This is a genomic window from Fluviispira vulneris, assembly GCF_014281055.1.
Taxonomy (GTDB): Bacteria; Bdellovibrionota_B; Oligoflexia; order Silvanigrellales; family Silvanigrellaceae; genus Silvanigrella; species Silvanigrella vulneris.
Genome location: NZ_JACRSE010000004.1, coordinates 139018 through 164692, shown reverse-complemented (window position 1 = coordinate 164692; position 25675 = coordinate 139018). Strand labels below are relative to the sequence as shown.

General features: G+C 32.6%; 21 protein-coding genes and 1 tRNA gene. 8 read left to right on the top strand and 14 right to left on the bottom strand.

Annotation, left to right across the window (positions count from 1 at the left end; all coding sequences use genetic code 11):
* Positions 1-188: 188 nt before the first annotated feature.
* Genes H7355_RS10020 through H7355_RS10005 form a run of 4 tightly spaced genes read right to left on the bottom strand, consistent with a single transcriptional unit; the run spans position 189 to position 4800 of the window.
* The gene (locus tag H7355_RS10020; protein WP_186647078.1) at positions 189-2186 is read right to left on the bottom strand and encodes a DUF3732 domain-containing protein; all 1998 of its coding nucleotides are present in this window, start codon (positions 2184-2186) and stop codon (positions 189-191) included.
* On the bottom strand, positions 2183-2650 hold the full coding sequence (locus H7355_RS10015; protein WP_186647076.1) for a three component ABC system middle component: 468 nt from the start codon (positions 2648-2650) through the stop codon (positions 2183-2185). Before H7355_RS10015 ends, H7355_RS10020 begins: the two co-directional genes overlap by 4 nt.
* Positions 2643-3749 (bottom strand): hypothetical protein, encoded by a 1107-nt coding sequence (locus H7355_RS10010; RefSeq protein WP_186647074.1) that lies wholly within the window; start codon positions 3747-3749, stop codon positions 2643-2645. Before H7355_RS10010 ends, H7355_RS10015 begins: the two co-directional genes overlap by 8 nt.
* A gap of 4 nt (positions 3750-3753) precedes the next feature.
* Positions 3754-4800 carry an AlbA family DNA-binding domain-containing protein gene (locus tag H7355_RS10005; RefSeq protein ID WP_186647072.1) on the bottom strand — a complete coding sequence of 349 codons (1047 nt, stop codon included), beginning with the start codon at positions 4798-4800 and terminating at the stop codon, positions 3754-3756.
* Positions 4801-4944: 144 nt separating this feature from the next.
* Here H7355_RS10005 and H7355_RS10000 point away from each other — a divergent pair, with 144 nt between their 5' ends.
* The 3 genes from H7355_RS10000 (at position 4945) to H7355_RS09990 (ending at position 6560) form a co-directional block, all read left to right on the top strand.
* Positions 4945-5193, top strand: coding sequence for a hypothetical protein (locus tag H7355_RS10000; protein ID WP_186647070.1), 249 nt, complete (start codon positions 4945-4947; stop codon positions 5191-5193).
* A gap of 240 nt (positions 5194-5433) precedes the next feature.
* Complete coding sequence (locus H7355_RS09995; protein WP_286190798.1) at positions 5434-6102, top strand: tyrosine-type recombinase/integrase; 669 nt, start codon at positions 5434-5436, stop codon at positions 6100-6102.
* A gap of 164 nt (positions 6103-6266) precedes the next feature.
* The gene (locus H7355_RS09990) at positions 6267-6560 is read left to right on the top strand and encodes a hypothetical protein (RefSeq protein ID WP_186647066.1); all 294 of its coding nucleotides are present in this window, start codon (positions 6267-6269) and stop codon (positions 6558-6560) included.
* Positions 6561-6833: 273 nt separating this feature from the next.
* Here H7355_RS09990 and H7355_RS09985 read toward each other — a convergent pair.
* The 4 genes from H7355_RS09985 to H7355_RS09970 all read right to left on the bottom strand — a co-directional run bounded on the left by H7355_RS09985 (position 6834) and on the right by H7355_RS09970 (position 10935).
* Positions 6834-6908, bottom strand: a tRNA-Arg gene (locus tag H7355_RS09985).
* Positions 6909-6992: 84 nt separating this feature from the next.
* Positions 6993-8801 (bottom strand): peptidoglycan D,D-transpeptidase FtsI family protein, encoded by a 1809-nt coding sequence (locus H7355_RS09980; protein ID WP_186647064.1) that lies wholly within the window; start codon positions 8799-8801, stop codon positions 6993-6995.
* A gap of 231 nt (positions 8802-9032) precedes the next feature.
* The gene (locus H7355_RS09975; RefSeq protein WP_130610157.1) at positions 9033-9317 is read right to left on the bottom strand and encodes a hypothetical protein; all 285 of its coding nucleotides are present in this window, start codon (positions 9315-9317) and stop codon (positions 9033-9035) included.
* A gap of 55 nt (positions 9318-9372) precedes the next feature.
* A complete protein-coding gene (locus H7355_RS09970) occupies positions 9373-10935 on the bottom strand; it encodes a Mur ligase family protein (protein WP_186647062.1) in 1563 nt (520 codons plus the stop codon).
* A 108-nt stretch (positions 10936-11043) separates the two neighbouring features.
* On the opposite strand from H7355_RS09970, the gene icmF reads away from it, so the two are divergent.
* The 4 genes from icmF (at position 11044) to H7355_RS09950 (ending at position 18064) form a co-directional block, all read left to right on the top strand.
* Positions 11044-14322, top strand: coding sequence for a fused isobutyryl-CoA mutase/GTPase IcmF (gene icmF / locus H7355_RS09965; RefSeq protein ID WP_186647060.1), 3279 nt, complete (start codon positions 11044-11046; stop codon positions 14320-14322).
* Between the two features lie 19 nt (positions 14323-14341).
* Complete coding sequence (locus H7355_RS09960; protein ID WP_186647059.1) at positions 14342-15628, top strand: hypothetical protein; 1287 nt, start codon at positions 14342-14344, stop codon at positions 15626-15628.
* Complete coding sequence (locus H7355_RS09955) at positions 15597-16940, top strand: class-III pyridoxal-phosphate-dependent aminotransferase (RefSeq protein ID WP_186647058.1); 1344 nt, start codon at positions 15597-15599, stop codon at positions 16938-16940. Before H7355_RS09960 ends, H7355_RS09955 begins: the two co-directional genes overlap by 32 nt.
* Before the next feature lie 140 nt (positions 16941-17080).
* Positions 17081-18064, top strand: a complete 984-nt coding sequence (locus tag H7355_RS09950) for a hypothetical protein (RefSeq protein WP_186647057.1) — start codon at positions 17081-17083, stop codon at positions 18062-18064.
* 1 nt (position 18065) lies between these two features.
* On the opposite strand, the gene H7355_RS09945 is transcribed toward H7355_RS09950, so the two are convergent.
* The 6 genes from H7355_RS09945 to H7355_RS09920 all read right to left on the bottom strand — a co-directional run bounded on the left by H7355_RS09945 (position 18066) and on the right by H7355_RS09920 (position 23784).
* Positions 18066-19331 (bottom strand): serine hydrolase domain-containing protein, encoded by a 1266-nt coding sequence (locus H7355_RS09945; protein WP_186647056.1) that lies wholly within the window; start codon positions 19329-19331, stop codon positions 18066-18068.
* Between the two features lie 158 nt (positions 19332-19489).
* Positions 19490-19939, bottom strand: a complete 450-nt coding sequence (locus H7355_RS09940) for a hypothetical protein (RefSeq protein ID WP_186647053.1) — start codon at positions 19937-19939, stop codon at positions 19490-19492.
* Positions 19917-20708 carry a serine hydrolase domain-containing protein gene (locus H7355_RS09935; protein WP_186647050.1) on the bottom strand — a complete coding sequence of 264 codons (792 nt, stop codon included), beginning with the start codon at positions 20706-20708 and terminating at the stop codon, positions 19917-19919. The genes H7355_RS09940 and H7355_RS09935 overlap by 23 nt, the downstream gene beginning before the upstream one ends.
* Positions 20705-21466, bottom strand: a complete 762-nt coding sequence (eutC, locus tag H7355_RS09930) for an ethanolamine ammonia-lyase subunit EutC (RefSeq protein ID WP_186647047.1) — start codon at positions 21464-21466, stop codon at positions 20705-20707. Before eutC ends, H7355_RS09935 begins: the two co-directional genes overlap by 4 nt.
* A gap of 10 nt (positions 21467-21476) precedes the next feature.
* Positions 21477-22856 (bottom strand): ethanolamine ammonia-lyase subunit EutB, encoded by a 1380-nt coding sequence (locus tag H7355_RS09925; protein WP_186647044.1) that lies wholly within the window; start codon positions 22854-22856, stop codon positions 21477-21479.
* Between the two features lie 253 nt (positions 22857-23109).
* Positions 23110-23784 (bottom strand): L-threonylcarbamoyladenylate synthase, encoded by a 675-nt coding sequence (locus H7355_RS09920; protein ID WP_186647042.1) that lies wholly within the window; start codon positions 23782-23784, stop codon positions 23110-23112.
* Positions 23785-23964: 180 nt separating this feature from the next.
* Here H7355_RS09920 and nuoD point away from each other — a divergent pair, with 180 nt between their 5' ends.
* Positions 23965-25668 (top strand): NADH dehydrogenase (quinone) subunit D, encoded by a 1704-nt coding sequence (gene nuoD / locus H7355_RS09915; protein ID WP_186647040.1) that lies wholly within the window; start codon positions 23965-23967, stop codon positions 25666-25668.
* Positions 25669-25675 lie beyond the last annotated feature (7 nt).

Below are 25675 nucleotides of genomic sequence, written 5' to 3'. Positions count from 1 at the left end.
GCGGTTATAAGTTGGTTCTGACAATACATTGGTATCTCCTTTGTTACTTTTTTTCGCAAAAATTATTTAACAAATTGAAGCTATTTCTTCAAACCTCGCTTTACTTTTATCAAATCATAACTAGCATTATATTCAATTTTTAAAATTTTTAGTCTATCAGAATTTTGCATTTAACCTGATCTTATAATTTAATTAATAAACCCGTTTGACCTCCATCTAGCTCGAACGTATGAATTAAAATCCAAAGATTCTCCCAAATCTAAATTATCAGCATGATCTGTTACAATAATTTGAGGCATAACTTTTGTTATTTTTTCAGTTTTTTTGCAAAAATAAATTAATTGTTTAAATAAATTAGTAACAGATTTTATGTCTTCATCTAATCTATCTTTTCTTCCAATTTTTTCAGCTATAATATTTGGATTAAATTCAGAATTTTGATCTTCAATTGTTGTAGGAAAATAAACTTGAGTAGGCTGATCTAAAAAAAGAATAGGAGGAATTAAACATCCTCTATTACTTCTTTCACAGAACAAACGTTGTAAAGCTAAAAATAAAGTAAGATGACAGTACAACCAATTTGCACCGCTACCCATTGACCTAAGATAAGTTCGCCCATTTTTTCCTTCATGATAAAGATCAAAATTATCTAAAGAAAACTTAAGATTAATTGGTTTAAAATATGATTCAAACTCAAAATTTTCTCCAATTTCTTTCATATAATTCTCAATATTTCTTGTTATTTCATAAACTTCTTTATCAATACTATATTTTTTTAAATTATTTTCTAATGTTTTTAAATTATTTTCTAATTTTTCTTTTTTAGTTAAAAGATATATATTATCATTTATCATAAAACTTTCTAAAATAATTTCTATTTTTAGCTTATATTTTAAAGCAATATTTGAAATTGATACATTCTTTTCTAATTTTTCATCTTGTTTTTTAATTTCATCCAAACAATTTTCTTTAACTATTAAATTTTTTTTTAATTCTTTGATTTGATTTTCTATTTTATATATTTCCTCATTAAAAGCAGTTTGCATATAATATGAATATTTTAGATCATTATTTAGCCAATTAATAGCATCTATTAATTTATTACTTTCATTTTCTATAATGTTTGATTCCTTAAAACAAAATGGACATGCATACGAACTCGATTCATGCTCTAATGGTTGATTTATAGGTGAATTATATATATTTTCTGTAAAATTCTTTGAATTTCTTACAGAAGATTCTATTTTAATTTTCTGATTTCCTAATTTTCTAATTCTAAAATGCAAGGATGTAATTTCCTGTTCTAATTGTTCAACTTCCTTAGCATAATTAGTTTCTGATGGTTTTAAAGTAATACTAATTATGTCAATATTTTCTAGATATTTATTTGGATTATTTGCAATTTCATCGTTAGAAGCATTAAATAGTTTCGTTCCTGTTATTGATGTATAATTATCAGTTAGTTCTTTAAGCTTCATCTTATTCTTTTCAAAGATTAACTTATTTTTATTCATTTCATAATTAATTGATTTAATATCCTTTTTTATTTCTTCAATTTTCATTAAATAAATAAAATATTCTTGATCTACTATTCCTAAAAATATTTTAAAGTGATCTATCACTTGCTCTTTTTTTTCTTTTTCATCGAAACGAAAAAAAAGAGCGTGTTTATTTGCTACTAAATTTTGATGTTGTAAAATAAATGACGAAAAACTTCTTACAGAAGGTGTGGGTTTTTTACGTTTTCTAAATAAATAATCAGCATAATCTTCTTCAACAATAGTATAATTAATTCCAAAATATTTACCAAGTTCTTTTTTAAAATTATCAATTGATAATTTATTTTTTTTATCAAATAAATTTTTACTTATCATATGAATTATATTATCGCATGACTTAATATTGAATTCTATGATATAACAGCTTTTTTCATACTCATTTCTTCCTATCACAAGATAAAATGAAGAAAATTGCAATATTAAAAAGTAATAGTTTGCTTTTTCTCTAATAATTCCTTCAGGGATCGTAAACGAATTACTTCCAAAACAGTAATCAAAAATTTCTAAAATCGCACTTTTTCCTGTAGATGACTTGCCTGTTATAATATTTAAACCTTGCTTTAATTCTACATAATGCTTTTTATCATTATTATCTAATATACCAATATATTTTATAAAACATATCATATAAATTTGACTCCAAATATTCTATATATAGTATTAACATCAAAAGAATTAAGTAAAAAAGCTAATTTTTTAGCAGCTTTTTTTTCTTCCAAATATATATTATTAATTTGTTCATTTTCTTTTATGAAATCAATAGATAAGTCATCATTTAGTTTTAATCTTTTTGAACTCAAAGATACATACAAAGATTTAATTGATAAATTTTTTTGATTTAATATTTTATTTTGAAGCATACTTATATTATTATTATTTCCACAAAAAGTAAATAAAGAACTAGTTGCTTTTGAATTACAAAGAGATAATCTTGTATTTTCACTTAATACCAAGGGAATAATTAGATATACTAATAAAATATTTTTTTCTTTCCTTATAGAAAATTTATAGAAATTATCTATAACGAGTGATAATAATATTGGATTTTTTGATAAAATATCTAAATTTTTTAATAGTAAAAAATCATTCATCTTTTAACTTCCATTTTAAATTATTTTTTTCAATATCTAGCAAATCATGAAAAATACCATTTCTAATTTCGATTGGTACTATACCAAAATTACTTAATCTTTCTGGTTCCGACTCAGTAATTTTATTAAAAAATCTTTGTGAATCTTTTATCACATCATTACTAAGATCCAAGGCACACCCACGATGCTTTGATATAAAAATACGTTTCAAATTATTATAATAAATTTTAAATTCTTCCATTTCAATTTCACAATTTTTAAATTCAATGTATATAAAATTTTTAAGACATGAATAATCTCTGAAAGCTTCTGCTTTAACATCCTCATACTTAATTTCAGTTATTTTTTTTATAAATAATTTATCCTCACAGTATTCTACATCTTTAGGAATATAACTTTTAATTTCTGGTATCTTGATTATATTTTTGCTAAAATGGTTTGCTAATGATCTTACTTTTTCTTCAAATTTATCAAATGTAATTTCCCAGTTATTATCATATCTACATGAATTTATAATAAAACCTATCAATCCATGAATAAAATCTATTTTTTTTGATTCAGAAATAAATTTAGCATGAACCTCTATTATTTTTTTCTCAATTTTAATAATATCAGGTGAATTATATGATATATATACTTTTTTTAAAATATTTAAAAGAAAGTCATCTCCATGTAGTAAAATTTTTTGTCTCTCTTCATTACTTTTGGTAATTTCTAAATCATTTTTTTGAAAAGTATTAATTATTTCTTTTATTATACATAATTTTTCTTCAGCGCTTGATTTATTCCAATTATATAATTTACTTTTTTTATTTATATCTTGTGTAGTGTACAACACTAATTCTTTATATGGTATGTGATTGAACGATTTATCCATCCAATTTGCTAGTGTATTCCAAAAATTTCTATGAAGATCGTTAAGATAACCTTTGTAATGCTTGGTTTCAATTTGAATTTCCCCTGAAACAGTAACATCACCAAATTTTTCTATCCACAATTTTTGTCCACTTTCTAGCAAAAAACATCTTTCTAATGCGACATAAAATTGATATATTGTTCCCTTCATTGAAGCCGAAGCATCATTAATAATTTTATTCATTTTATCATCCTAAATTAAGAGCTTTACTATAAAACTTATTTTCATGTAACATTTTCTCAAAGTCTGAATGTGACAAGTTAAAATTATTTAATATCAATCTTGATTCTTTTGAAGCAATTTTGATATCAACATTCAGATCAGAATTTTGATAATACAAATTGCTCTTTAAATTCTTTTTCAAATCAAATGCGGTTACTTCTAAAAAAAGATCAGGATAAATTATATAATTACCGTCTCCTCTATATTCAATATTGTTACTAATACCGCGTGTAGATGAAGCTAATTTAGGTAGACCTGGAGTTCCGTTTCCATTTAGTTCATAAGAATTAATTTTATAATTTGAATTTATATTTAATCCAATATAAGGAAAAGTCGCTGCTATTCTACCTTTATTTCTAATGCCAACTATTATTTTATAACTTTGCTCAATACCTGGAGCACAACCATTTTCTATGATTTTAAAATCTACCTCTAAAATTGGTTTTGGGGCTCTTCCAAACATATTTTCTAATTCATAATGCTCCATAGGGACAAAAGACTCACCCGATCTTCTATAATATTTTTTATCTTCTAATCTTTGATGAGGCGAGTTATCTGATTTTAGAATTAATACAATAATATATCCATTATCTTTATCAATTTTTTTTGTCTCTACATTAGGAACATTGCTTGCTACTAATCTACTCAAATTCTCTAGTATTTTTTGATGAAATGTATTGATGTCTGAAATAGGATCAAGAATATATGATTTATTTTTCTTATCTTCTTTTACTCTAAAAATTAAAACTCCACCCGCAGAATTTGCAAAACCACTTAGAGCTTTTCCTAATTTTTCTAAATCACTTGATATACTTGCTTCTTTATATTCTATATAAAGATCTTCTTTTTGATTTTTTTGAATAATTTTTTCTAAATATTTTTTATCTGAAATACTATCATATAATATTTTAGGTGTAACAAAGTTCTCCATTCCATCTCCTTCCCCCATTTGATCTTCCCCGACCTGTATGTAAAATAACGTCAGGTTTGATACAAAAAAAGAGGAAGACACATAGCTCGTGCTTCCCCTTAAAATCAAATTACTTGCCGTTATTTGATAATTAAATAATACATAAAGTAAGCAAGATTACAAGCTTACTTACAGGTTTGTTTTCAAAATGAGGTGTCTTTTTTTCAACAAAAGGACATTTTAATTATGACAAAACAACAAGCAAATTTAATTGGAATTCGTTTTATCCCTCGTATTAACAATTGGGAAGCAAGAGCTGCTGTTAAAGGTTCACATTATTCCAAAACATTTTTAAATAAAGACGATGCTATTTTTTGGCGAACGCAGTTGTTACAACCAACTTCGGTTGTAGTTGCAACGTGTGAATTGTTATTTGATAGTTGGTTGAATAATTCATTTGGGTTTTATTCTCTACAAACCATATTTATTTATTGACAAAATGTAAGGTTATATTTATTACCTGAGTTTTGAAGTTTAAAGCCTACCGAAATTGATGAAAATTTAATTTTATCTTTTGCCATAAAGCTTGCTGAAACAAAAACGGTCCGAGGAAAAGCTTGTTCCCTTAAAACGGTCCGAAACATCATTGGTACGTTAAGTACTTTTTTTGAATGGTGTTGTTTGAAAAATTATTTGCAAACCAACCCAGCCAAAGAACCTCGTGTCGTACAGAACATGGCTCGTTTTTTTAAGCACCAGCGTTTAGAGCAAAAGTTTTCAACCAACATAAAAAAGAAAGCATTAACCAAAGAGGAAGCTAAAAAACTCATATTGCAAGGATATGAGCCCAGCTTTCAGACAGGGTTCATTATTGAATTTTTAATTTACACTGGGTTGAGAATGGGAGAAGTTGCCGCATTAACATGGGGTGATTTGGAGTATTTAGAAACCAATCCACAAGGAAGTGCTTCTTTATTTGTTGTCATCCAAAAAACAATGAACCATCGCACCCTTGAGGTAAAACTCAATGCCAAATGTGGTTCTAATGGGCATGTGGAATTGTCGAATGTCATTGGAAATAAAATAGTTGAGTTGCATAGCATATCGAAAAGTTTAAGTTACAGCATTGAAAAAACGGCTGCTTTATTTCCTTTAGCAAGTAAAAACCCACTGGAGTTTTCTAAGTTAATTTCAAATTTATCTATGAAGGCAGGCATTCGCCATGTCAGTATGCATGGCTTAAGGCATACAACCATTACATTTTTAGCGAGTTCGGGGCATTCGTTACAAGTAGTCCAAAAAATAGCAAGACATAAAACCGCAGATATGATGACGGTCTATTTTGATGCAACGCAATTGCCTGTAACAGGAGTCACTTCTAGTATTGATAAATTGCTTGTTTAAAAAAACGGCTTAAAATTTCCAACTCTATTCTTTAAGATAAATATTAATTTAAAAATTTCCCAAAATTCTCAAGATGAGTTTTTAATTCAAAATATCTTTCTTTAAGAATTTTAATTTTAAAAAATAAATTTGTACACAAAAACTGAGAAAGAAAGGCATTTTGTATGAGGATTCTATTGTGTTTAAGTACTTTTATTTTATTTTCAGCATGTACTCATTTAAGAATTGTAGGATTTAATAAAGATGCTGACACAGTAACAGTTCAAGGCGGAAAATGGGCGGCAATAGATGATTATCAAAAGGAGGCAAATAATTATTGCGGTAAAGAAGCTAAATTACTTAACATGAATGAAACAGCTGAAGGTTTATATGCTTATATTTATAATTCAGGCTCAGGAACAGCAAACTTACAATCCATTCCAATTAGAAGATATCAATATACTTTTAAATGTAATTAAATAACGCTCAAAAAACAGACTTAGTCAGGAGGAGGTTTTGCCGGCGTGCCGGCGAGTGCCGATGAAAATTTTAGACCTTCTCGGCACACATTTTTCTTACGGAGAGTAAGACAAAGTGCCATTTGCCGATGAAGCCGAGAAAAAACCGAACTCGATATGCACAAATTTTTTCAAATTTAAGAAATTTGGACTGTCCCAAGCAAAAATTGGGACTAGACCCTTGGGACTATCTTACTGGGTGATAAAAACACTTGAAAAATAAGAATAACTCTATGGCGGACCCAGCAAGAATCGAACTTGCGCTTCAGGCTTCGGAGGCCTACGTGATATCCACTTCACCATGGGTCCATAGAGAGAATCAATCAGCGGGGAGCTGATTGATGAAAGACTAACTTGCGACTATAAGTATGTCAAAGTCAAGTTCTTAGATTTTTACTGTGCAATATGCGCTGTCTTTTTGTCAGCATAAGCATTGTCATAGGGTTCAACACTAAAAACTCCTTGGGAATTAAGATAGTGCACTGTCTTGCGACCAATTTCTGAAAAGACAGGTCCGGCAAGTTTTGCTCCGTAAGCGGGGCGAACTTTAACTTCATCAAGTACGACAACGATTGCGAGTTTCGGATTGTTTGCAGGAATAATGCCTTCAAATACAGCTGTGCGTTCCGAGTAGGAGTTGGTTTTGGTAGACCATATCTGGGCAGTACCTGTTTTTCCACCCACGAGCACTCCAGGAATTCTGCCAGCATTGCTTTCCTCTGTTACGTTACCCATCATTTTACTTATGAGTCGACTTGTATCTTTAGAAATATATTCTAGGGGGGGGCCAACAAAGTCAGATTCTTTTTTAGGATCAGTTGCTAGTAAGTTAACACCCCTGTCAACTCCTCCGCCAACCATTATGGAGAGTCCATGAATGAGTTGGAGAGGAGAAATTGCAAAGCCTTGGCCAAAAGACATATTGGCAAAACGCATTTCACTCCAAGATTCGGGTTTGTGAATTCTACCTTTCCATTCGCCTGGAAATCCGGTGCTGGGAGAACGGCCAAAACCAACTTGCATAAGTGCATTATAAAATGTTTCTCGTCCCATTTTCTGCACAATTTTATACATACCAATATTACTGCTGTATCTTAGCACTCCTTGAGTGTCTAAAGTAGTCATAGGGTGATCGTCACGGATTCTTCCGCCAGGCAAGGCTAAGCGTCCTCCCCGAACGTCGAATAAAGTATTTTTAGTGATAAGTTTGAGATCAAGTGCTTTAGCAATCCACATGGGTTTAGCAACAGAACCGAGTTCAATGGCATCCATGACAGGACGAAAGCGTCTTGCAGCAGGGTTATTATTGGGAGGATTATTTAAGTCGTATGTCGGATAACTTGCGATAGCAAGGACTTCACCTGTGGTGACATCCATCACAATGGCGCTACCACCTTTAGCTTTTGCATTGATAGCGCCCACTTTTAAAGCTTGTTCTGTAAATTGTTGAATAGAGAGATCGATGGATAATTTTAAATTCGGCACATTTTGTGCAGGTTTAGAAGCATCATTTGGAGTTACTATCACTAAACGTCCTCTAGCATCACGGAGAACATCTACTCTTGTTTTTTTAATTTTAAGGCGTGAGTTATAGACTTGTTCAATTCCCTCTAAGCCATTGCCATCAGCGCCGACAAAGCCAATCAACTGTGCCGCAGTTTCTCCCTCTGGGTAGATTCTTTTTGGTTCATCGACTACACCGATAAAGTTTTGCCATTTTTTTAGAGATCCTAATGTGTTAAATTCTTTTTGTGACATCTGCCTTTTTAGCCAGATAAAATTTCGTTTATCGCTTTTATAGTTCAACAATTCATTGAATGGAATATTGAGTTGTTTAGAAACTTTTTTAAGTGTTTCATTATCCTCTGGCATTCTTTTGGTTAAAATAAATAGACTTGGTCTTGGAACACTTACACCTAAAACTTTGCCGTTGCGATCGGTGATTGTTGCACGTGGCTGCGAATATGTCACAGTGGTTTCAAATTGACGTGTCCCTGTGCTTACTAGCTTTTCTCTTAATTGGGTCGGTAGTATGGTAATCCAAGCATAGCGAATAAGTATTAAACTTAGAAGCACAAAAAATATTATACCCATAGTATGAGCACGCTTCAAAAAATTTGGCACTGTATGGATTTTATGCGGATTAAAGTAATCTTTAACTTTTTGAAAAAGTGATTTTCTAAAAGTACTTTTCTTCAACATAACTTGACCTGCTCTAGAAATCTATCTCGTTAATAAACAAGTTAAAAATGATCCATTATTAGTTTTTTTCAAGGAATAAACTTTGTAAACAAATAAGGAGATCGTATTCTTAAAATACGAATGACCCATAACATATTAATTATGGATCGCATACAAAATTTTAAATGTAAAATAAAGAATTGAGATTATAAAACTTATATTGAATTATTGCTTTTTTTAAATAAAAATAAACTATTGGTAGGCGGCATCACTATAGTAAACAAGCCATAATAATGAACTAAAATCTCGGGCGGCAATATGCTTACCATTATCACAGGCATCAAATAATAATTTTCTTTGATCATCTGTGGCTAAAGAAAGATCAATTCCCAGTTCTTCACCAAGAATGTTCCACAATTTGAACATTTGATCTTCATTTAATGATAAAACGACATCATCTCTCCCTTCACAAGGTTTTCCGACAAAAGAACTTTCGAGAATTTTTAGCAATTCATTTTGAAGAACTTCAGGTCGCATAGAATACACCTCCCGAATTTCAAAATTTATCAATTCTAACTGTGATCTTAATAAATCAACAGCATTTTTCTTCAATGACTTTCACCAACCGGTCGAGTTTCATTCCTCGACTGCCTTTAATAAGTATTACAAACTGAGAAAGATCCACGCCCTCAATATTAAGAAATGCAACCGGATCTTCTTCTGTAGCAAGCCAGAAAATCCGTGTGTTGTTTTCTTTAATCAAGGTCTCTTCAGTTTCTTTTAGTAGCTTAAAGCAATCATACATCGCAGAACCGTAAAGGCACAAGTAGGTGCTCTGTAAATTTTTCAGAGGATGAAAAAGCAGTTCATGCCAGTATTTTGACTCGCTCCCTAGATCAAGCATGTCTCCTAAAATAATTAATTTAGGTTTATTTGCCCACTCTTTATTTTCAATTGTATTTAATGCAGCTTCAATACTCATTGGGCTTGCATTATAAGTGTCATCAAATAAAATGGTTCCATTATTTAACGTAGATATTTTAGATCGCATAGGTGGAGGGACAAAATTTTTCCAGCCTTCCAATATTTCTCTAGGAGTCCGTTTCATTTTGATGGCAGTAGCAAAAGCTAAGGCAAAATTTGCAGCGTTGTGTTTGCCGGGAAGCGGAATTTCATAAATGTGATTACTTTCTGTAAATAATTTTCCTTCTTTTGAAAAAATTTCTAATTTAATTTCAGATTTAATCGGTGTTTCATTAATAATTTCCCAAACGATAGTCCGCTCCGTATTTTCAAATATAAAATCCCTTTGTGTGTATTCTTGATCAAATTCACATTTTTCGATGACTAGAAAATCTTTTTCAATCGACAAAGGATATTTATGATGCGTTACTTTACCACGGTATTGAATATTAATATCATGGGTAAATCCAGATAAAATTCTTTCATCTGCAAGCTGCCAAATTCTTGTTGTATAAGGATTTCTAAATAAAAATAATTCTTCATTCGCAGCACTTTCCCAATTTTTTAATCTTTCTAAGTGCTCAGGGCCAAGAGCAGTTAAAACAGAAATATCAGGTTCGCTTAAATCGACATGCTGCTGCATAGCTCCCATTTCATCGATCCCAATTTCAAGCACAAGCGCATGGGGTTGTTCTTTTATATTATGCTCTTCTTGACACAAAGTAATAGCGATACCTAAAAATCCATTTTCACTTTTTTGTGTTTTAGTTACTTTATAATTTGGTCCACTCAATAAACTTGCCAACATTTCTTTTGTTGTGGTTTTTCCATTGCTCCCACCAATTCCTATCACCGGAAATGGAAAGCGATGGCGCATAAATTGAGCAAATTGACGAAAGGAATTTAATACATTTTCTACTTCTATACATTTTTCTCGAAATTCTGGTTTTAATTCATTTAAAAACTTAGAATCTTTACTGACCAATGCCAAAGGTAATTCTTTCTCAAAACATTCTTGTAAATATGAATGTCCATCAAAATTTTCTCCCTGCAAGGCAACAAAAAACTGTTGCGGTTTCAATTTACGGCTGTCTGTACAAACTCCTGTCAATGAAATCTTTTCTAAAGATTCAAACGGACAAGGTTCTTCTAAAATAGCCTGGTATATTTCTTTTCCTGTCAACGGCCACATTTTGTATATTCTCCAATTTTATAATAGATATAATCTCAAACGACCGACTTCAGATTCAATCCCCAAAGCAGCGATGCGATATCGCGTTATCATAGAGGAATAAAAGCGATGGAAACAAGCTTTAGCTATCGACTTAAGAACAAAGTAAGATTCGTGACTGCAACAGCCCTATTTGATGGACATGATGCCAGTATCAATATCATTCGGAGACTTTTGCAACAAGGTGGAGCAGAAGTGATTCATTTGGGCCACAACCGCAGTGTCAGCGAGGTGGTCAATGCTGCAATTGAAGAAGATGCTCACTCGATTTCAGTCAGCTCTTATCAAGGTGGCCACGTCGAATATTTTAAATATATGCGAGAAATGCTCGACAAAATGGGGCGTCCCGATATGAAAATTTTTGGTGGTGGTGGTGGGGTTATCATCGCAAAAGAAATCGAAGAACTGCATAAATTCGGAATCACGCGCATCTATTCACCCGACGATGGTTTGAAAATGGGTCTTGAGGGCATGATTTGCGATATGCTTGAAAAATCGGATTATTCTCTAGAGAGTTGGCCTGAAGAAATGGAGAATCGTGATATTACTGAGGGTGATCATTTACGGTTGGCGCGTGCATTAAGTGTTATTGAAAATAATTTTCACGGATTGCCATCAAAAATTTTAGCGCAAATTGAGAACGGCAAAAGAAAAAAAGAAGACAGTCATAATAAAACACCACCACTTGTTTTAGGGGTTACAGGAACGGGCGGAGCAGGTAAAAGCAGTTTGACAGATGAGCTCATCCGACGCTTTATTTTAGAATTTCCAGAGAGAAAAATCTGTATTTTTAGTGTGGATCCTTCTAAACGCAAAACAGGTGGAGCTCTGTTAGGGGATCGCATTCGCATGAATGCAATCAATCATGCAAATGTTTTTATGCATAGTTTTGCTACGCGTGGAAGTAAAAGTGAATTATCATCAATTACTCGGGAAGCAATTTGTTTAGCGCGCAGTGCAGGTTTTGATCTTATTATCGTCGAAACAAGTGGAATTGGTCAGGGTGACACAGGAATTCTCGATGTGTCTGATTTATCACTTTATGTGATGACGAGTGAATTTGGGGCAGCGACACAGCTTGAAAAAATAGATATGCTTGATTTTGCCGATCTTATTGCGATCAATAAATTTGATCGGAGAGGTTCAGAAGATGCCTATCGTGATGTAAAAACAACCATTCGACGCAGTCGCTATGCAGGTAATAAAAATATTAAAGAAGAAAGATATCCTGTCTTTGGTACAATTGCCTCTAAATTTAATGACGATGGGGTCAACGCACTCTATCGTGAACTATTAAAAATTATGGAAGAGAAATCGCAACAGGTTTCTTGGCAGACAAGACTCGATCTTAAGGCCTCGAGGAAATCATCAAATGTTGCACCAATAATTGCGCAAAATAGGACAAATTATTTAAGTGAAATTGCTAGTACAATACGTACTTATCATAAAGAAACAATTAGTTTTGCAAAAATTGCAAACGATATTTTTTCTCTTGAAAGAACTAAAAATATTATAAAAGATCATGAATTACATGAAAAAATTGATAATGAAATAAAAAAATCATGGGAAAATTTCCCTAAAAATTTAAAAAATGATTTGCAGAATTTTGAATATCTAAAAGCGAATTATTTGGGTGATGCATTTAAATATGAAGTGAGAGGTAAACAATATTCTGTAGATACAAATACTGTTTCTTTATCTGGTTTAAAAATTAAAAAAATATATTTACCTCAATGTGAAAGTTTTGGTGAAATAATTAAATATTTACGAAATGAAAACGTACCTGGGGCCTTCCCATACACTGCAGGAGTATTTCCATTTAAGCGCGCAGATGAAGATCCGAAAAGACAATTTGCCGGAGAAGGTGGACCGGCAAGAACAAATAATCGATGTCATTTTTTAACTAAAAATGACAATGCGAAAAGGCTTTCAACTGCTTTTGACAGTGTGACTTTGTATGGCGATGAGCCTGCAAAAAGACCAGATATTTATGGGAAAGTAGGTGAAAGTGGGGTGAGCATAGCAACCCTTGAGGATATGAAACTCTTATACAATGGATTTGATTTATGTGATCCGAATACAAGCGTGAGTATGACTATCAACGGACCTGCTCCCATTATTCTAGCTTATTTTTTTAATACGGCCATCGATCAACAATTAGAAATGGCAGAAAAGAAAAAAGGACATAAATTAACAGAGGATGAAATAATTGCAGTTAGAAAATTTACTCTCGAAACTGTGCGAGGTACTGTACAAGCAGATATTTTAAAAGAAGATCAAGCGCAGAATACTTGCATATTTTCCATTGATTTTGCCCTAAAAATGATGGGAGACATTCAAGAATTTTTTGTGCGAGAAAAAGTAAAAAATTATTATTCTGTAAGCATTTCTGGCTATCATATAGCTGAAGCTGGGGCAAATCCAATCACTCAGTTGGCATTTACCCTTGCAAATGGCTTTACCTATGTTGAATATTATTTAAGTCGTGGCATGCATATCGATGATTTCGCGCCAAACCTTGCATTCTTTTTTAGTAACGGAATGGATCCCGAATACTCTGTAATAGGAAGGGTCGCACGCAGAATTTGGGCCATAGCAATGCGTGATAAATATAAAGCAAATGAGAGATCACAAAAATTAAAATATCATATTCAAACAAGTGGGCGTTCATTGCATGCGCAGGAAATTGATTTTAATGATATTCGGACAACGTTACAAGCACTGCTTGCTATGTCTGATAATTGCAATTCTTTACACACCAATGCTTATGATGAGGCAATTACGACACCAACTGAAGAAAGTGTGCGGCGCAGTATGGCCATTCAACTTATTTTGGCACGTGAATTCGGTATGCTTAAAAATGAAAATCCTCAGCAAGGTAGTTACTTTATAGAAGCCCTAACAAATGCAGTAGAAGAAGCTGTTTTACTCGAATTTGAACGTATTTCAACCCGTGGTGGAGTGCTCGGAGCAATGGAAACGCAGTATCAAAGAGGGAAAATTCAAGAAGAAAGTTTATATTATGAAACGTTAAAGCACACTGGAAAGTTGCCTATTATTGGTGTCAATACGTATTTAAAAAATAATTCTGAAAGTTATAATATTCCCTTTGAAATCCAACTTTCACGTGCAACATATGAAGAAAAGGATGAACAGTTGGAGAGATTACAAAGCTTTAAAAATAAAAATAAAAATGGCTTAGAAGAGGCTCTTTTGAGGTTGCAGAAAAAAGTTCTTGCGGGTGAAAATGTTTTTGAGGAACTTCTACACACAACGCGTTACGCATCGCTTGGCGAAATCACTCAAGCACTTTATGCTGTTGGAGGGCAATATCGAAGAGCAATGTGAATTTTAAAACGAGGTTATTATGTCAAGTGATGATCTTAATATGCACGAATGTCGCAAGAACTTCTTTAGGCTAGTTTTAAATGATCCTCCCTTGATGAAAAGCAATCAGATTTATATTGATAGCAATATAAAGAGCAAGAATATGCTTGAATTATATTTATCAAATAGAGAAAAATTAATTTTTTTAATTGGCCCTTCTGGCTGTGGTAAATCCCACTTTATTGAAAACTATAAAAATCGTGATAATAAAGAGTATTATTTTAAAACAAAAAATTTCATAGGTATATCGAGATTAAATGAAGCCTACCTTCATTTATCAGGATATTTGAAGGGATCAATTATTTTTTTCAGTTTGATTTTTTTTATTTTTATTATTTCAAATATTATTGAATATTACGATTTTGAATTTATTTCTCTGAGTATTTTGTTGTTTTATATTTTTGCTGTTAATAAATTTAATATAACTTATGCATGTTCAGAATATATGAGTTATTTTAGCAAAGTGATGGCATTAAAAGGTTTGCCTATTTTGAATTTATCTTATCAAATTCTCGAAAAAAGAAATATAAGTTATTTAAATAAGCATAGAGTTATTATTATCGAAGATCTAGATTGCAGTACATTAAGGGAAAATGACAAATGGGCTTTCTTAAGCAATCTATGGAATTTAAAGACTTCATATATAGTTTTATTAAATTATATGAATTTAGACTGTAGCTTAGATAGTATGCGTTTTAATCTCTTAAAAAAATGTGAAAAACTTGAAGGAAAGATAATTGAATTTCATCTATCATGGCACTTAAATGAAAAGATTATGAGTGAATATTTGACTTCTTTATTCCTATTAAATGATGATTTCAAAAATCCTTTTTATCAGCCTGTATGGTTGGAGAATTTTACACCTCGAGAACTCATCTGTACGATTGAAAGATTTAAATATGATTTTGATCAATATAAATTCAAAAAATATGGCGAAACAGGAGCTGTTTTTTTTAACTGTGTATTGATAAGAACTTTCTTATATTCTTATATGGATAAGCATTGTCTATTAAATATTGATGATAAACTAAAATTATATTTTATTACCAAAGAAGATGCTACTACACCAAAAATAATTAAAATTTTTTATCAATCTATTGAGACTTTTTTGTTTAATGATGTATTCAACAGTGAGCAAGAGGAGACAAGCCTCGCAATAAGAAAGCAGATCTTTCTTGAGAGTGAAGAGCAAATGCTCAAATTTTTTGATGAAAATTTAAATAATTGGAATAAGAATGATGAAAATGCATCCGAGAAAACAGACTGATAAACTTTTATCACGCCTTCAAAAAGTGGAATGTCCTGACACAACTTTTTTTGCTGAACGTTTTCCAATTGTGATGAAGCGCGGAAGTGGAATGTGGGTGCGTGATGTAGATGACAATCGCTATCTCGATTTTACCGCTTGTTTTGCTGTTCTTGCGCTGGGACACCGGCCTAAAACTTCAATTCATGCTATGCGTAAACAGGCCGCATCTTTATTGCATGGTATGGGAGATGTGCATCCCACTCTACCTAAAATAAAATTATTAGAACTGTTAGCTAAATTGTCACCTTATGCAAATGCGAAATCCCTTTTAGGGCAAAGCGGTGGAGATGCCATTGAATCAGCTATGAAGACATCTATGCTTGTCACAGGGAGAAGTCGCTTTTTAAGTTTTTCAGGGGGCTATCATGGACTTCAATTTGCTCCGCTTGTGTTAAATGATCGCACAGACTTTACGCAGGGTTTTGAGTCGTGGATTTCTGGTAAAACTTTTACATTACCTTTTCCTTATTTTAAAGGGGATATTTGTTTTGATAATAACTTAACAGATGATTTTTTACTGAAAGAGCATAAATTAGAAAATCCTGATAAAGTTTTACAGATTTTAGAAGACCAACTTAAGAAAAAAGAATATGCAGCATTGGTCATGGAGCCTTATCAAGGACGTGGCGGTAAGCGCGGATTTTCTAGTGAATTTGTGAAGCGGTGCAAAGAGCTTTGTACAAAATATGGTACGCTGTTGGTTTTTGATGAAATTTACACGGGTTTTGGACGAACAGGAAAAATGTTTGCTTACGAACATTACAATGTGATTCCTGATCTTCTCTGCGTTGGAAAAGCAATGGGTGGAGGCTTGCCCATCAGTGCATGTATCGGCGAAGTGCTTGATGTTTGGGGTAAGTCAAAAGGGGAAGCTCGCCAGACTCAAACTTTTTTAGGTAACCCAATGGCTTGCGCAGTCGCTTATGAAACTGTGAAAACGATAAAGAAAAATCTTCCTCTTTTTCAAAAGGAATTAGTAAAAATTGACGCTGTTTTTACTAAATTTATACATGCAATGAATGAAAATAAATTAATGAATAAATTTCCATTTGAAATTCGTGGCAAAGGATTTATGCGTGGTATCTGGTTTTATAAGCAAAATGAAGGTTTTGCTGTTCCGTTAATGGAGCAATTGCTTGAAGCTGGTTATCTGATATTACCTGAAGGACCGCGTGCAGACGTTCTTTCATTAACTCCACCTCTTATAGCTAAAGCAGAGCACTTTGAGAAAATATTAAATGCGCTCGTGCAGGAATTGAAAAAAATATAAAATAAATGAAGTAAATTGTAAAATTGAAAAATTTCATAGCAAATCATAATTAAAGACATTATTTAAATTAGACCTTGATTGTCTCTCTAACTTTATTTATAAATAATAAGAATTGAAATAATACAATTGAGGAAATATTTATGATAAATCAGCAAACGGAACATTATGATGTTAAATATGGTGTGCATATTGAAAGTTTGAAGATTGAGTTTGAAAACGAATTTCTAAAATATAATTTCAATGAAGTTTGTAATTTTGATTCTAAGAGCTATGTAAAGTCTATTTTAAATAAAATGTATGATTACGATAATGCGGAAAAACTAAGAAGCGAAAATTATTTAGTAGGATCAACGCCCGATGACTATCTATATAAGTTAATTTATCCTTCTGAAGATGTAAAAGCTATTTGTGGGATCTTTTTTAGAAGAGGAGATTTAAATAATGCTTTTGTCAAAGTATTACTTGTAAATTCTCTAAAGTTAAACGAAAAATTTTTAAATAAATTAAAGGAATCAGCTTTAAATGCATATGCAAAATTTAATCCCAAGCATATAGAAATTATTTTGGATACAAGTGTTCCTTCTGCTGAAATAGAAAGTCTAAAAATTCTTCAAAATGAGCGCATAGTCGTTGGTGATATTCATAATATCATTGAACAGAATCAAGGAAAAATGATTTCTTCACTCTGTCTGAATATATCGCAAAATTTAAATTGGTATAAAAATTATACAAATATCTATACTAAAAATATTGAAGATTTAAATGATCCCAGTAAAAATTGGCCACGTGCTGAAAGTGAAGAAAAAATAAAAGAATGTTTTTCCCATGGTCTTTTGTTTGATGTTCAATTTATGGGTGATTGGGTTGGAATTATAGCTGGTAAAAAAGACTCTATGTTTGGTTCTAAAGCTATTTCAGTGGTCGAAATTATTTTGGATCACGATTATAGAGGAACCAATCTCGGAAAATATATCTATATTTTATTTGCAAGAGAAATAGACAAAAGAAGGGATTTGAAAGATCATTCTCTTTTAACAGGCAATATTTATTATAAGAATAAAATGGCCTTGAATGCCGCTCTTTCTTGTGGAAGAAAAGATATCGCAGGGAGTTTTTTGTTTTGATTTAATACAATCCTTTGATTTCATCTGGAAATAATAAGTTAGGGTATTTGTCTTCATTTTTACAGAACTTAGGCAGTTTCTGCGTTGATTTATATTTATTCATTTTATCATTTATTATTTCATCATCTTCTAACGATTTTAAAAATTTCTGCAGCATGACTTCTTGAAATTTCACTTTTCTAGGTAGTTTTGAAGTGGAGTATGCGAAAACAACACCACTGCAGGGGAACATCCCGGCAAAGGATAAATATCCTGGAAAATATCCTGCACTGAGCCACAAGATGCCATTGCTTGTTGTCATTGAATATAATGCAGGAGTAAAGCCTGTGAAAGAAAAATTTTTTAAAGGAGTCAAAGTTACGAGTTCGAGAAATGGACTTTGAAAAGGAGGGGCTTTGGGTAATTTAGGATCGGGTGGCAATTGACCTTTATTAAAAATTTCAATTTTATTCCGCATTAAATTTTCAAACCAAACGACGAGATCATTTGGATTTGAATATATTCCTCCCATTCCTTGTGCCCATGATGCATTAAGCTTAACGGCATCAATTTGTTCGCGAGAATATCCATGCACTAGATTGTTTAAAATATTTTCTGGAATTTCTTCTGTGTTATAGAAAGTCTTTTTCAAATTATTTTTTGCAAATAATGTATTATAAAGATCAGAAAGATTTTGATTTGTTACCTTTTCAGCAATTATCCCGAGTAATAGATAATTAGTATTACTATTTTCAAGTTGTGTCCCTCCTGGAAATGCAACAGATCCATCGTAGGGGATATCTAAAAGTTCCTTATTTTTCCATATTTTTGTTTGGTTTTTAAGTAATTTATCGACCCAACGAAAAGATTTTGTATAATCAAGGATACCGCTTGTATTATAAAGAAGATCGCGAATCGTTATGTTTTTCCAGACTGGATATTCTGGGAACCATTTTTCAAGTTTATCCGCATACTTTATTTTCTTTTCATTTATTAAATTTAAAACTATTTCTGCTGTAAAAGTCTTTGTTAAACCACCAATTTTAAAAAGGGCATCATCTCTTAACTTTTTGTCATCACCTTTATTGTATCCACCAGTAATATAATTATAATAGTCATCTTGTCCAGCCATGGAAACACTGAGCCATATGGTTGGGATTTGATATGTTTCGCTTGCCCAACGAATGGAGTCATTTGTTTCTTTAGAAAACTTCGCAGAAAATGCAAATGAAAATGAATATATATAAAATAAAAATAGACACAGAGCAGTGTAGAGAATTTTTAGCATAACTCACCTTTATGATTAAGAGAGTGTTTTCATTTCTTAAAAAACGCTTGTGGCAATTTAATTTTCAGCTGATAAGCATTTTGATTTTAATATAGGCATTTTTCTAAAACAAATAACACTGGCAGATATTTGAATAATTTATATGCTTATATACAATTTTAAAATTTTGGAAATTCTGTCTTAGAAACTGTAGCGTCACTTTGGCAAAATTGTGGGAGTATCGTTTGGGATTTATACTTTTTAACAATCGTCAATACAGACAAATCCGTTTTCAAAATCTTGAAAATTTCGTCAAGAAAAAATGGATGGAATCCTTTTTTTTGTGGAAAGTTTGAAGCGGAATATGAAAAAAAAATACCATTGCAAGGAAACATACCCACTAACGAAACAAAACCGGGTGTCATACCTGGTGTGAACCACAAAACACCCAAAGGTGTTGGCATGGTAAATAATCCTGCGTTGTATCCGATGAATGCAAAACTTTTTAGTTGCGCAGCATTATCAATGGAGCTAAAAAATTGAGGAGTAATCTGTCTGTTACCTTGTGCAAAATTATTTTTTAAAAGAGCACGAAACCATTTTACATTATCGATAGGATTGGCGTACATTCCTGCGGACAGTTTGTCCCCACGAAGAATTTAATTCGCTCAGATCTTTTTGACCATCATATCCGTGAACTGCATTCTTAACTATAAGAGGATCTTTAATGCTAGGAATAAAATAAGAATTTTTAAGATTGTTTTCGCTGAATAATTGAGTGAATGAAGCTTCATTTTTCTCATTGTTTACTTTTTCAATTATACTTCCAAGTAAGACATAATTGGTATTTGCATAGCCCCACTTTTCTCCTGGATGAAACAACAAGGGTTCTTGATAAGCAATCTGAATGAGCTCTTCTTTTTGCCAAACTTTGCTTGGATTATCAAAAAAATTATCCCACCAATTTTTTGAATTGATATAATCTTCTATTCCACTTGTATTGTCTAAAAGATTTTTAATCCTCACGTTTTTCCACAAAGAATACTCAGGGAGAATTGTGCTGATCTTATCGTTTAAACTCAATTTATTTTGCTGAATCAGATTATATATCAGTGCTGCCGTATAGGTTTTTGTAATACTTCCTATCTTGTAGAGCGATTTTTTATTTGATTTTTCTTTATCTGATAAGGATTTAGATCCGCTGAAAAAATTCAGTTCTTTATTTTGATTTGGAATGGAGAGACTTAAAGTAACAGAAGAGAATGAGTATTTTCTTTGAATTGAGTGTGTTAATTTCTCTAAATCTTGATTTAAATTGTGCGCACAAATATTTTTTGCACTGATAATAAAAACTATTGATATTACAATTCGTAAATTACTTTTAAATAGCATTTTCATTCTTGGATTTCTTTTTTTTGCGCACTTTCATCCTTTAAAAGGACACCAGTTGCTTTTATTTTATCAGCCTCAAGTATAAGCCACTTAAGTTTGTATGCCGCTTCCTTATAAGATAAGCCTTGCGGTCTGATATTTGAAATACAATTGCGCTCAGCATCTGTCCGTCCGACTCTTGGATTATACGTTAAATAAATTCCCAAACTATCGGGTGAGGAAAGACCTGGCCTTTCACCAATAAGTAAAACGGAAAAGCGACATTTCATCAATTCACCTATTTCATCGCTTATTGCAACTCGTCCTTGTCTAACAATAACGATATTAGAAAATGTATAGGCTGTATTGAGAAATTCATTTTGTATTGCTTGAATGACTGAAAGAGAATGATTGTTCGCTGCTGTGGCGGATAATCCATCAGAAATAATAATACAGATATCTATTTCATTCTCGTTTGATGCATGAATTTTTATTTTACATTCTTCACTCAATTCTCGACCAAAGTTTGGATTTAACAAATAAGTTGCTTTGTCTTTTGCTTTGCTATGAACAATTTGAGTCTCTAAATTTAATTTTTTTAATTGATTTTGTAAAGTTTCAACTTGAAAATTTTCATAAATAGCATCGCGTGCAAGAGCGTGGGATAGATTAAAATTGAGTAAGGCATTTGTTGGTAAACTATTTCCTATTCGACCTTGGGCGATTCTTGCGTTGGTGTGCTTTTTTAAATAATGCCAAACATCTTTTTTGCTTATATTATTCATCTTTATCTCTTTATAAAAAATTTCCAAGTAATAGTGGATGATCTTGGGTTGGATTGATCATTTGCTGTTTCGTATTTTGTAAACCTATTTTATTGAGCCAGGCATCAAATTCAGGCGCTCTTTTTAAACCAAGTAAATCTCTAATATAAAGAGCATCGTGAAAGGAAGTGCTCTGATAATTCAACATGATGTCATCTGCACCGGGAACGCCCATAATAAATGTAACACCTGAATTTCCAAGCAAAGTTAACAAGACATCCATATCATCTTGGCAGGCTTCGGCGTGATTGGTGTAGCAGATATCACACCCAATAGGCAGACCAAGAATTTTTCCGCAAAAATGATCTTCAAGTCCCGCACGAATAATTTGTTTTCCATCATATAAATATTCTGGTCCAATAAAACCAACAACTGTATTAATCAATAATGGAGAAAAATGGCGCGCTACTGCATAAGATCGCACTTCACATGTTTGTTGATCTAAATTAAAATGTGCATTTGCTGAGAGCGCACTTCCCTGTCCAGTCTCAAAATACATAACGTTGTTACCCAATGTTCCACGATTTAACGAAAGTGCAGCTTCTTGTGCTTCTTTAATAATATTTAAATTTACGCCAAAATGCTGATTTGCTTTTTCAGTTCCTGCGATAGATTGAAAAACAAGATCGATGGGAATATTTTTTTCGATCATTTTAATTGTGTTTGTTACGTGGGTTAAAATACATGACTGTGTTGGAATTTCATAGCGATTTATTATTTCTGCAAGCATATTATTTAAATTAGAAAGAGTTGAAATATTATCACTTGCAGGATTTATGCCAATTACAGCATCGCCACTGCCATAAAAAAGACCATCAAGCAGTGATGCAGCAATCCCTTCGGGATCATCGGTTGGATGGTTCGGTTGTAACCTTACTGAGAGATGTCCTTTGAGTCCTATGGTATTTCTGAAACGTGTGACGACATTACATTTGCGCGCGACTTGGATGAGATCTTGATTGCGCATTAACTTCGAAACGGCTGAAGCCATTTCTGGAGTGATTCCTGCCGAAACTTTGTTAAGAATCTCTGTGTCAACTTCATATGATAGAAGCCAATTTCTGAACTCTCCAACGGTCAAATGTGAAATATATTTAAAAGCTTCTTTATCATGTGTATCAATAATAAGTCTTGTTATTTCATCGGTTTCATAGGGGACGAACTCTTCTTGCAAAAAACATTTTAAGGGAACATCTGCAAGAGCTATTTTGGCAGCTACTCTTTCCACAGCATTTTTTGCACTGAGCCCTGCAAGTACGTCACCCGATCGTTCGGGCGATGCTTTTGCTAATAGTTCTTTTAAATTTAGAAAATGATATATTTTATTTTGAATTGCTGTTTTAAAAGACATTTATACTTTCCTTATTGTAAAATGTATTTTAAAATAATGCATTTTAGCGCAAAATGCGATTGTTTTTCTGAATATGTTTTCGGATGTTGCAATTGCTCTTGAGCTGACTCAGGAAAGAGATTGATTTATTATTTAATTTTTAAGTTACGCTTTTTACAATTGAACAGATATTAGAGGGGAGAAAACTTTATTGAGAATTGTTCTCAATAAAGTGAGAAAAAATTGACTCTATAATTAATTAGGAATAAATTTTTTAACCAATTCCCAATATTTCAAGATCCCATCCTCCATCACGCACAACCACGGGTTCATTTCCTGAAAAATCGATGACTGCTGACACATGTATAGGAACAACTTCATCATTTTCGAGAGCAAGATCCACTTTCCCATGAGTCATTTGCTTGCATATTTCTATTACATTAATCCACCAAGAGTCATGCTGATTCTCTTCAGAAAAATAATCTTGAGCTATCAGTTCGTCTTCATCTGTAACGCTAGTGATGAGTAAAGGATTTTTAAATTCCTCAAGAATATTTATGAGAACAGGATGGCTTGATATGCGAATTCCGACAGTTTTTCGTTTGGGACCTGCTGCAATTTTTGGAGTATTTTTATTACACTGTAATATAAAGGTATAAGGTCCAGGCCAGACACGAGTGGCAATCCGAAAAATTTGTGTGCTTAAATTAGCCATTTGACTGACTTGTGAAATATTTCTACACAATAAACTAAAAGGTTTATTTTTAGGATGTCCAGGACGGAGTTGCAAAAATCGGGTATGAGTTGATTCACGTGATGCATCGCCGATAAAACAATAACCCGTTTCGCTCGGAGCAAGTATAATTCCTCCGCTGTCAAGAATTTCGGTTGCAGTTTTTATATGTCTTTTTTCGGGATTTTTTTGATGTATGCTTAAAAATTGGGTCATAAGGATCGCCTTCTTTCTCATTTAGAGAATTTATTTGTATATTGCAGAAACCGATTTGTCATTTGATCTTTATATTTGAGCAAGGCATTTCACATTCTGGGTTTTGCAAGTTGACATCTTGTTCGGGATGCATTCTTATGGCACCGAAAATGTAGCACGTCAGGGGAGGATATATCCGCGATGGATGCTTTTTACGCTACGATTATTGAAGATGTGAAGAATATCGTTTCAGCAAATGAATTTAAGTTTGAAGAACGTGCACATATGCAGCACGAACAAACATTAATGGTTGCGAAAGATAAAATTGTTGAAGTCATGCTTTGTCTTCGTGACAAACATAAATTTGAATTTATGATGGACCTCTGTGGTGTCGATTGGCCAGAACGTGAGAAACGATTTGATGTCGTTTATCATTTATTATGTCCTAAATCTAACAGACGCTTGAGAGTAAAATGTGAAGTAGGTGAAAAAGAATCTATTCCATCTATCATGAGAGTTTGGAAAACTGCGGATTGGTTTGAGCGTGAAGCATGGGATATGTACGGAATTGAATTCGCAGGACATCCTGATTTACGCCGTATTTTAACTCATAATGAATTTAAAGGTCATCCACTGCGGAAGGATTACGCTGCGGATCACAATCAAGCAATGCAAGGCGAAGGTCTTGAGAATATTTTTGAAAAAGACCGTGAACGTCTTATGAAAAAATACAATCATGAAGATCTCATGTGGATTAATATTGGTCCTGCCCATCCAGCAACACATGGTACTTTACGTTTTATGTCCGTTATTGACGGTGGCGAACGTATTAAAGAAATGGATGTTGAAATTGGATATTTGCACCGTTGTTTTGAAAAAATGTGTGAAAATCATAATTATAATCAAATTATTCCATATACAGATCGATTAAATTACTGTTCTGCACCTATGAATAACAGTGCTTTTTGCGAAACTGTTGAAAAATTAATCGGAATTAAAGTACCAGAACGTGCACAAATGATGCGCATGATTATCGATGAACTTTCACGCATAATGGATCATTATGTCTGTATTGGTGCAAATCTTGTTGACTTAGGCGCTATCACAGGTTTCTTTTATTTATTTGAAGAACGTGAATTAATTTATGCATTATTTGAAAAATTATGTGGTGCAAGATTAACTGTTTCTTTAATGCGTATCGGTGGAATGGGATTTGAAGTTCCAGAAGGTTGGCTTGAAGAGTGCAGCCGCGTAATTGATAAAATTGAAAAACGACATGCCGAAATAGAAAGTCTTGTTACGACAAATAGAATATTTGTACAGCGGACAAAGGGCTCAGGTATTTTACCGAAAGATCTTGCTGTTCAATATGGCTATACAGGACCTTGTTTGCGCGCAACAGGCTATGAATATGATATTAGAAAAGAGGAACCTTACTGGTTTTATGATCAGGTCAAATTTGATGTTCCTGTCGGTGTGCATGGGGATACCTACGATCGTTACCTCGTACGCATGGAAGAAGTGCGTCAAAGTATAAAAATTCTCCGTTGGTGTCTTGCAAATATGCCTGGAGGACCAATCAATGTTCCCGATAAAAACATAGTTCTACCAAGTAAGAAGGATGTTTACGGGAATATTGAAGGATTAATGAATCACTTTATGCTGATTATAAAAGGTGTTCAGCCACCAAAAGGTGAAGTTTATCACCGCAGTGAAGCTGCCAATGGTGAGCTTGGATTTTATGTCATATCTGATGGCTCTGGCACTCCTTATCGAGTGAAATGCCGTCCACCTTGCTTTGCGCTGTTAAGTGGTTTTCCAGAAATGGTGCGCGGAAATTTCCTCGCCGATGCTGTTGCTGCTTTAGGAAGTATCAATATCATTGCAGGCGAACTCGATAGATAAGGGGCAC

What these genes read in the sequence shown, in the direction of transcription:
- H7355_RS09990 (WP_186647066.1), top strand. Translation starts at nt 6,267, where the DNA reads ATGAGGATTCTATTGTGTTTAAGTACTTTTATTTTATTTTCAGCATGT.
- H7355_RS10000 (WP_186647070.1), top strand. Translation starts at nt 4,945, where the DNA reads ATGACAAAACAACAAGCAAATTTAATTGGAATTCGTTTTATCCCTCGT.
- H7355_RS09960 (WP_186647059.1), top strand. Translation starts at nt 14,342, where the DNA reads ATGTCAAGTGATGATCTTAATATGCACGAATGTCGCAAGAACTTCTTT.
- icmF (WP_186647060.1), top strand. Translation starts at nt 11,044, where the DNA reads ATGGAAACAAGCTTTAGCTATCGACTTAAGAACAAAGTAAGATTCGTG.
- H7355_RS09950 (WP_186647057.1), top strand. Translation starts at nt 17,081, where the DNA reads ATGATAAATCAGCAAACGGAACATTATGATGTTAAATATGGTGTGCAT.
- H7355_RS09995 (WP_286190798.1), top strand. Translation starts at nt 5,434, where the DNA reads ATGGCTCGTTTTTTTAAGCACCAGCGTTTAGAGCAAAAGTTTTCAACC.
- H7355_RS09920 (WP_186647042.1), bottom strand. Translation starts at nt 23,784, where the DNA reads ATGACCCAATTTTTAAGCATACATCAAAAAAATCCCGAAAAAAGACAT.
- eutC (WP_186647047.1), bottom strand. Translation starts at nt 21,466, where the DNA reads ATGAATAATATAAGCAAAAAAGATGTTTGGCATTATTTAAAAAAGCAC.
- H7355_RS09925 (WP_186647044.1), bottom strand. Translation starts at nt 22,856, where the DNA reads ATGTCTTTTAAAACAGCAATTCAAAATAAAATATATCATTTTCTAAAT.
- H7355_RS09935 (WP_186647050.1), bottom strand. Translation starts at nt 20,708, where the DNA reads ATGAAAATGCTATTTAAAAGTAATTTACGAATTGTAATATCAATAGTT.
- nuoD (WP_186647040.1), top strand. Translation starts at nt 23,965, where the DNA reads ATGGATGCTTTTTACGCTACGATTATTGAAGATGTGAAGAATATCGTT.
- H7355_RS09980 (WP_186647064.1), bottom strand. Translation starts at nt 8,801, where the DNA reads ATGTTGAAGAAAAGTACTTTTAGAAAATCACTTTTTCAAAAAGTTAAA.
- H7355_RS09945 (WP_186647056.1), bottom strand. Translation starts at nt 19,331, where the DNA reads ATGCTAAAAATTCTCTACACTGCTCTGTGTCTATTTTTATTTTATATA.
- H7355_RS09955 (WP_186647058.1), top strand. Translation starts at nt 15,597, where the DNA reads ATGATGAAAATGCATCCGAGAAAACAGACTGATAAACTTTTATCACGC.
- H7355_RS09970 (WP_186647062.1), bottom strand. Translation starts at nt 10,935, where the DNA reads ATGTGGCCGTTGACAGGAAAAGAAATATACCAGGCTATTTTAGAAGAA.
- H7355_RS10015 (WP_186647076.1), bottom strand. Translation starts at nt 2,650, where the DNA reads ATGAATGATTTTTTACTATTAAAAAATTTAGATATTTTATCAAAAAAT.
- H7355_RS09940 (WP_186647053.1), bottom strand. Translation starts at nt 19,939, where the DNA reads ATGTACGCCAATCCTATCGATAATGTAAAATGGTTTCGTGCTCTTTTA.
- H7355_RS10020 (WP_186647078.1), bottom strand. Translation starts at nt 2,186, where the DNA reads ATGATATGTTTTATAAAATATATTGGTATATTAGATAATAATGATAAA.
- H7355_RS10010 (WP_186647074.1), bottom strand. Translation starts at nt 3,749, where the DNA reads ATGAATAAAATTATTAATGATGCTTCGGCTTCAATGAAGGGAACAATA.
- H7355_RS09975 (WP_130610157.1), bottom strand. Translation starts at nt 9,317, where the DNA reads ATGCGACCTGAAGTTCTTCAAAATGAATTGCTAAAAATTCTCGAAAGT.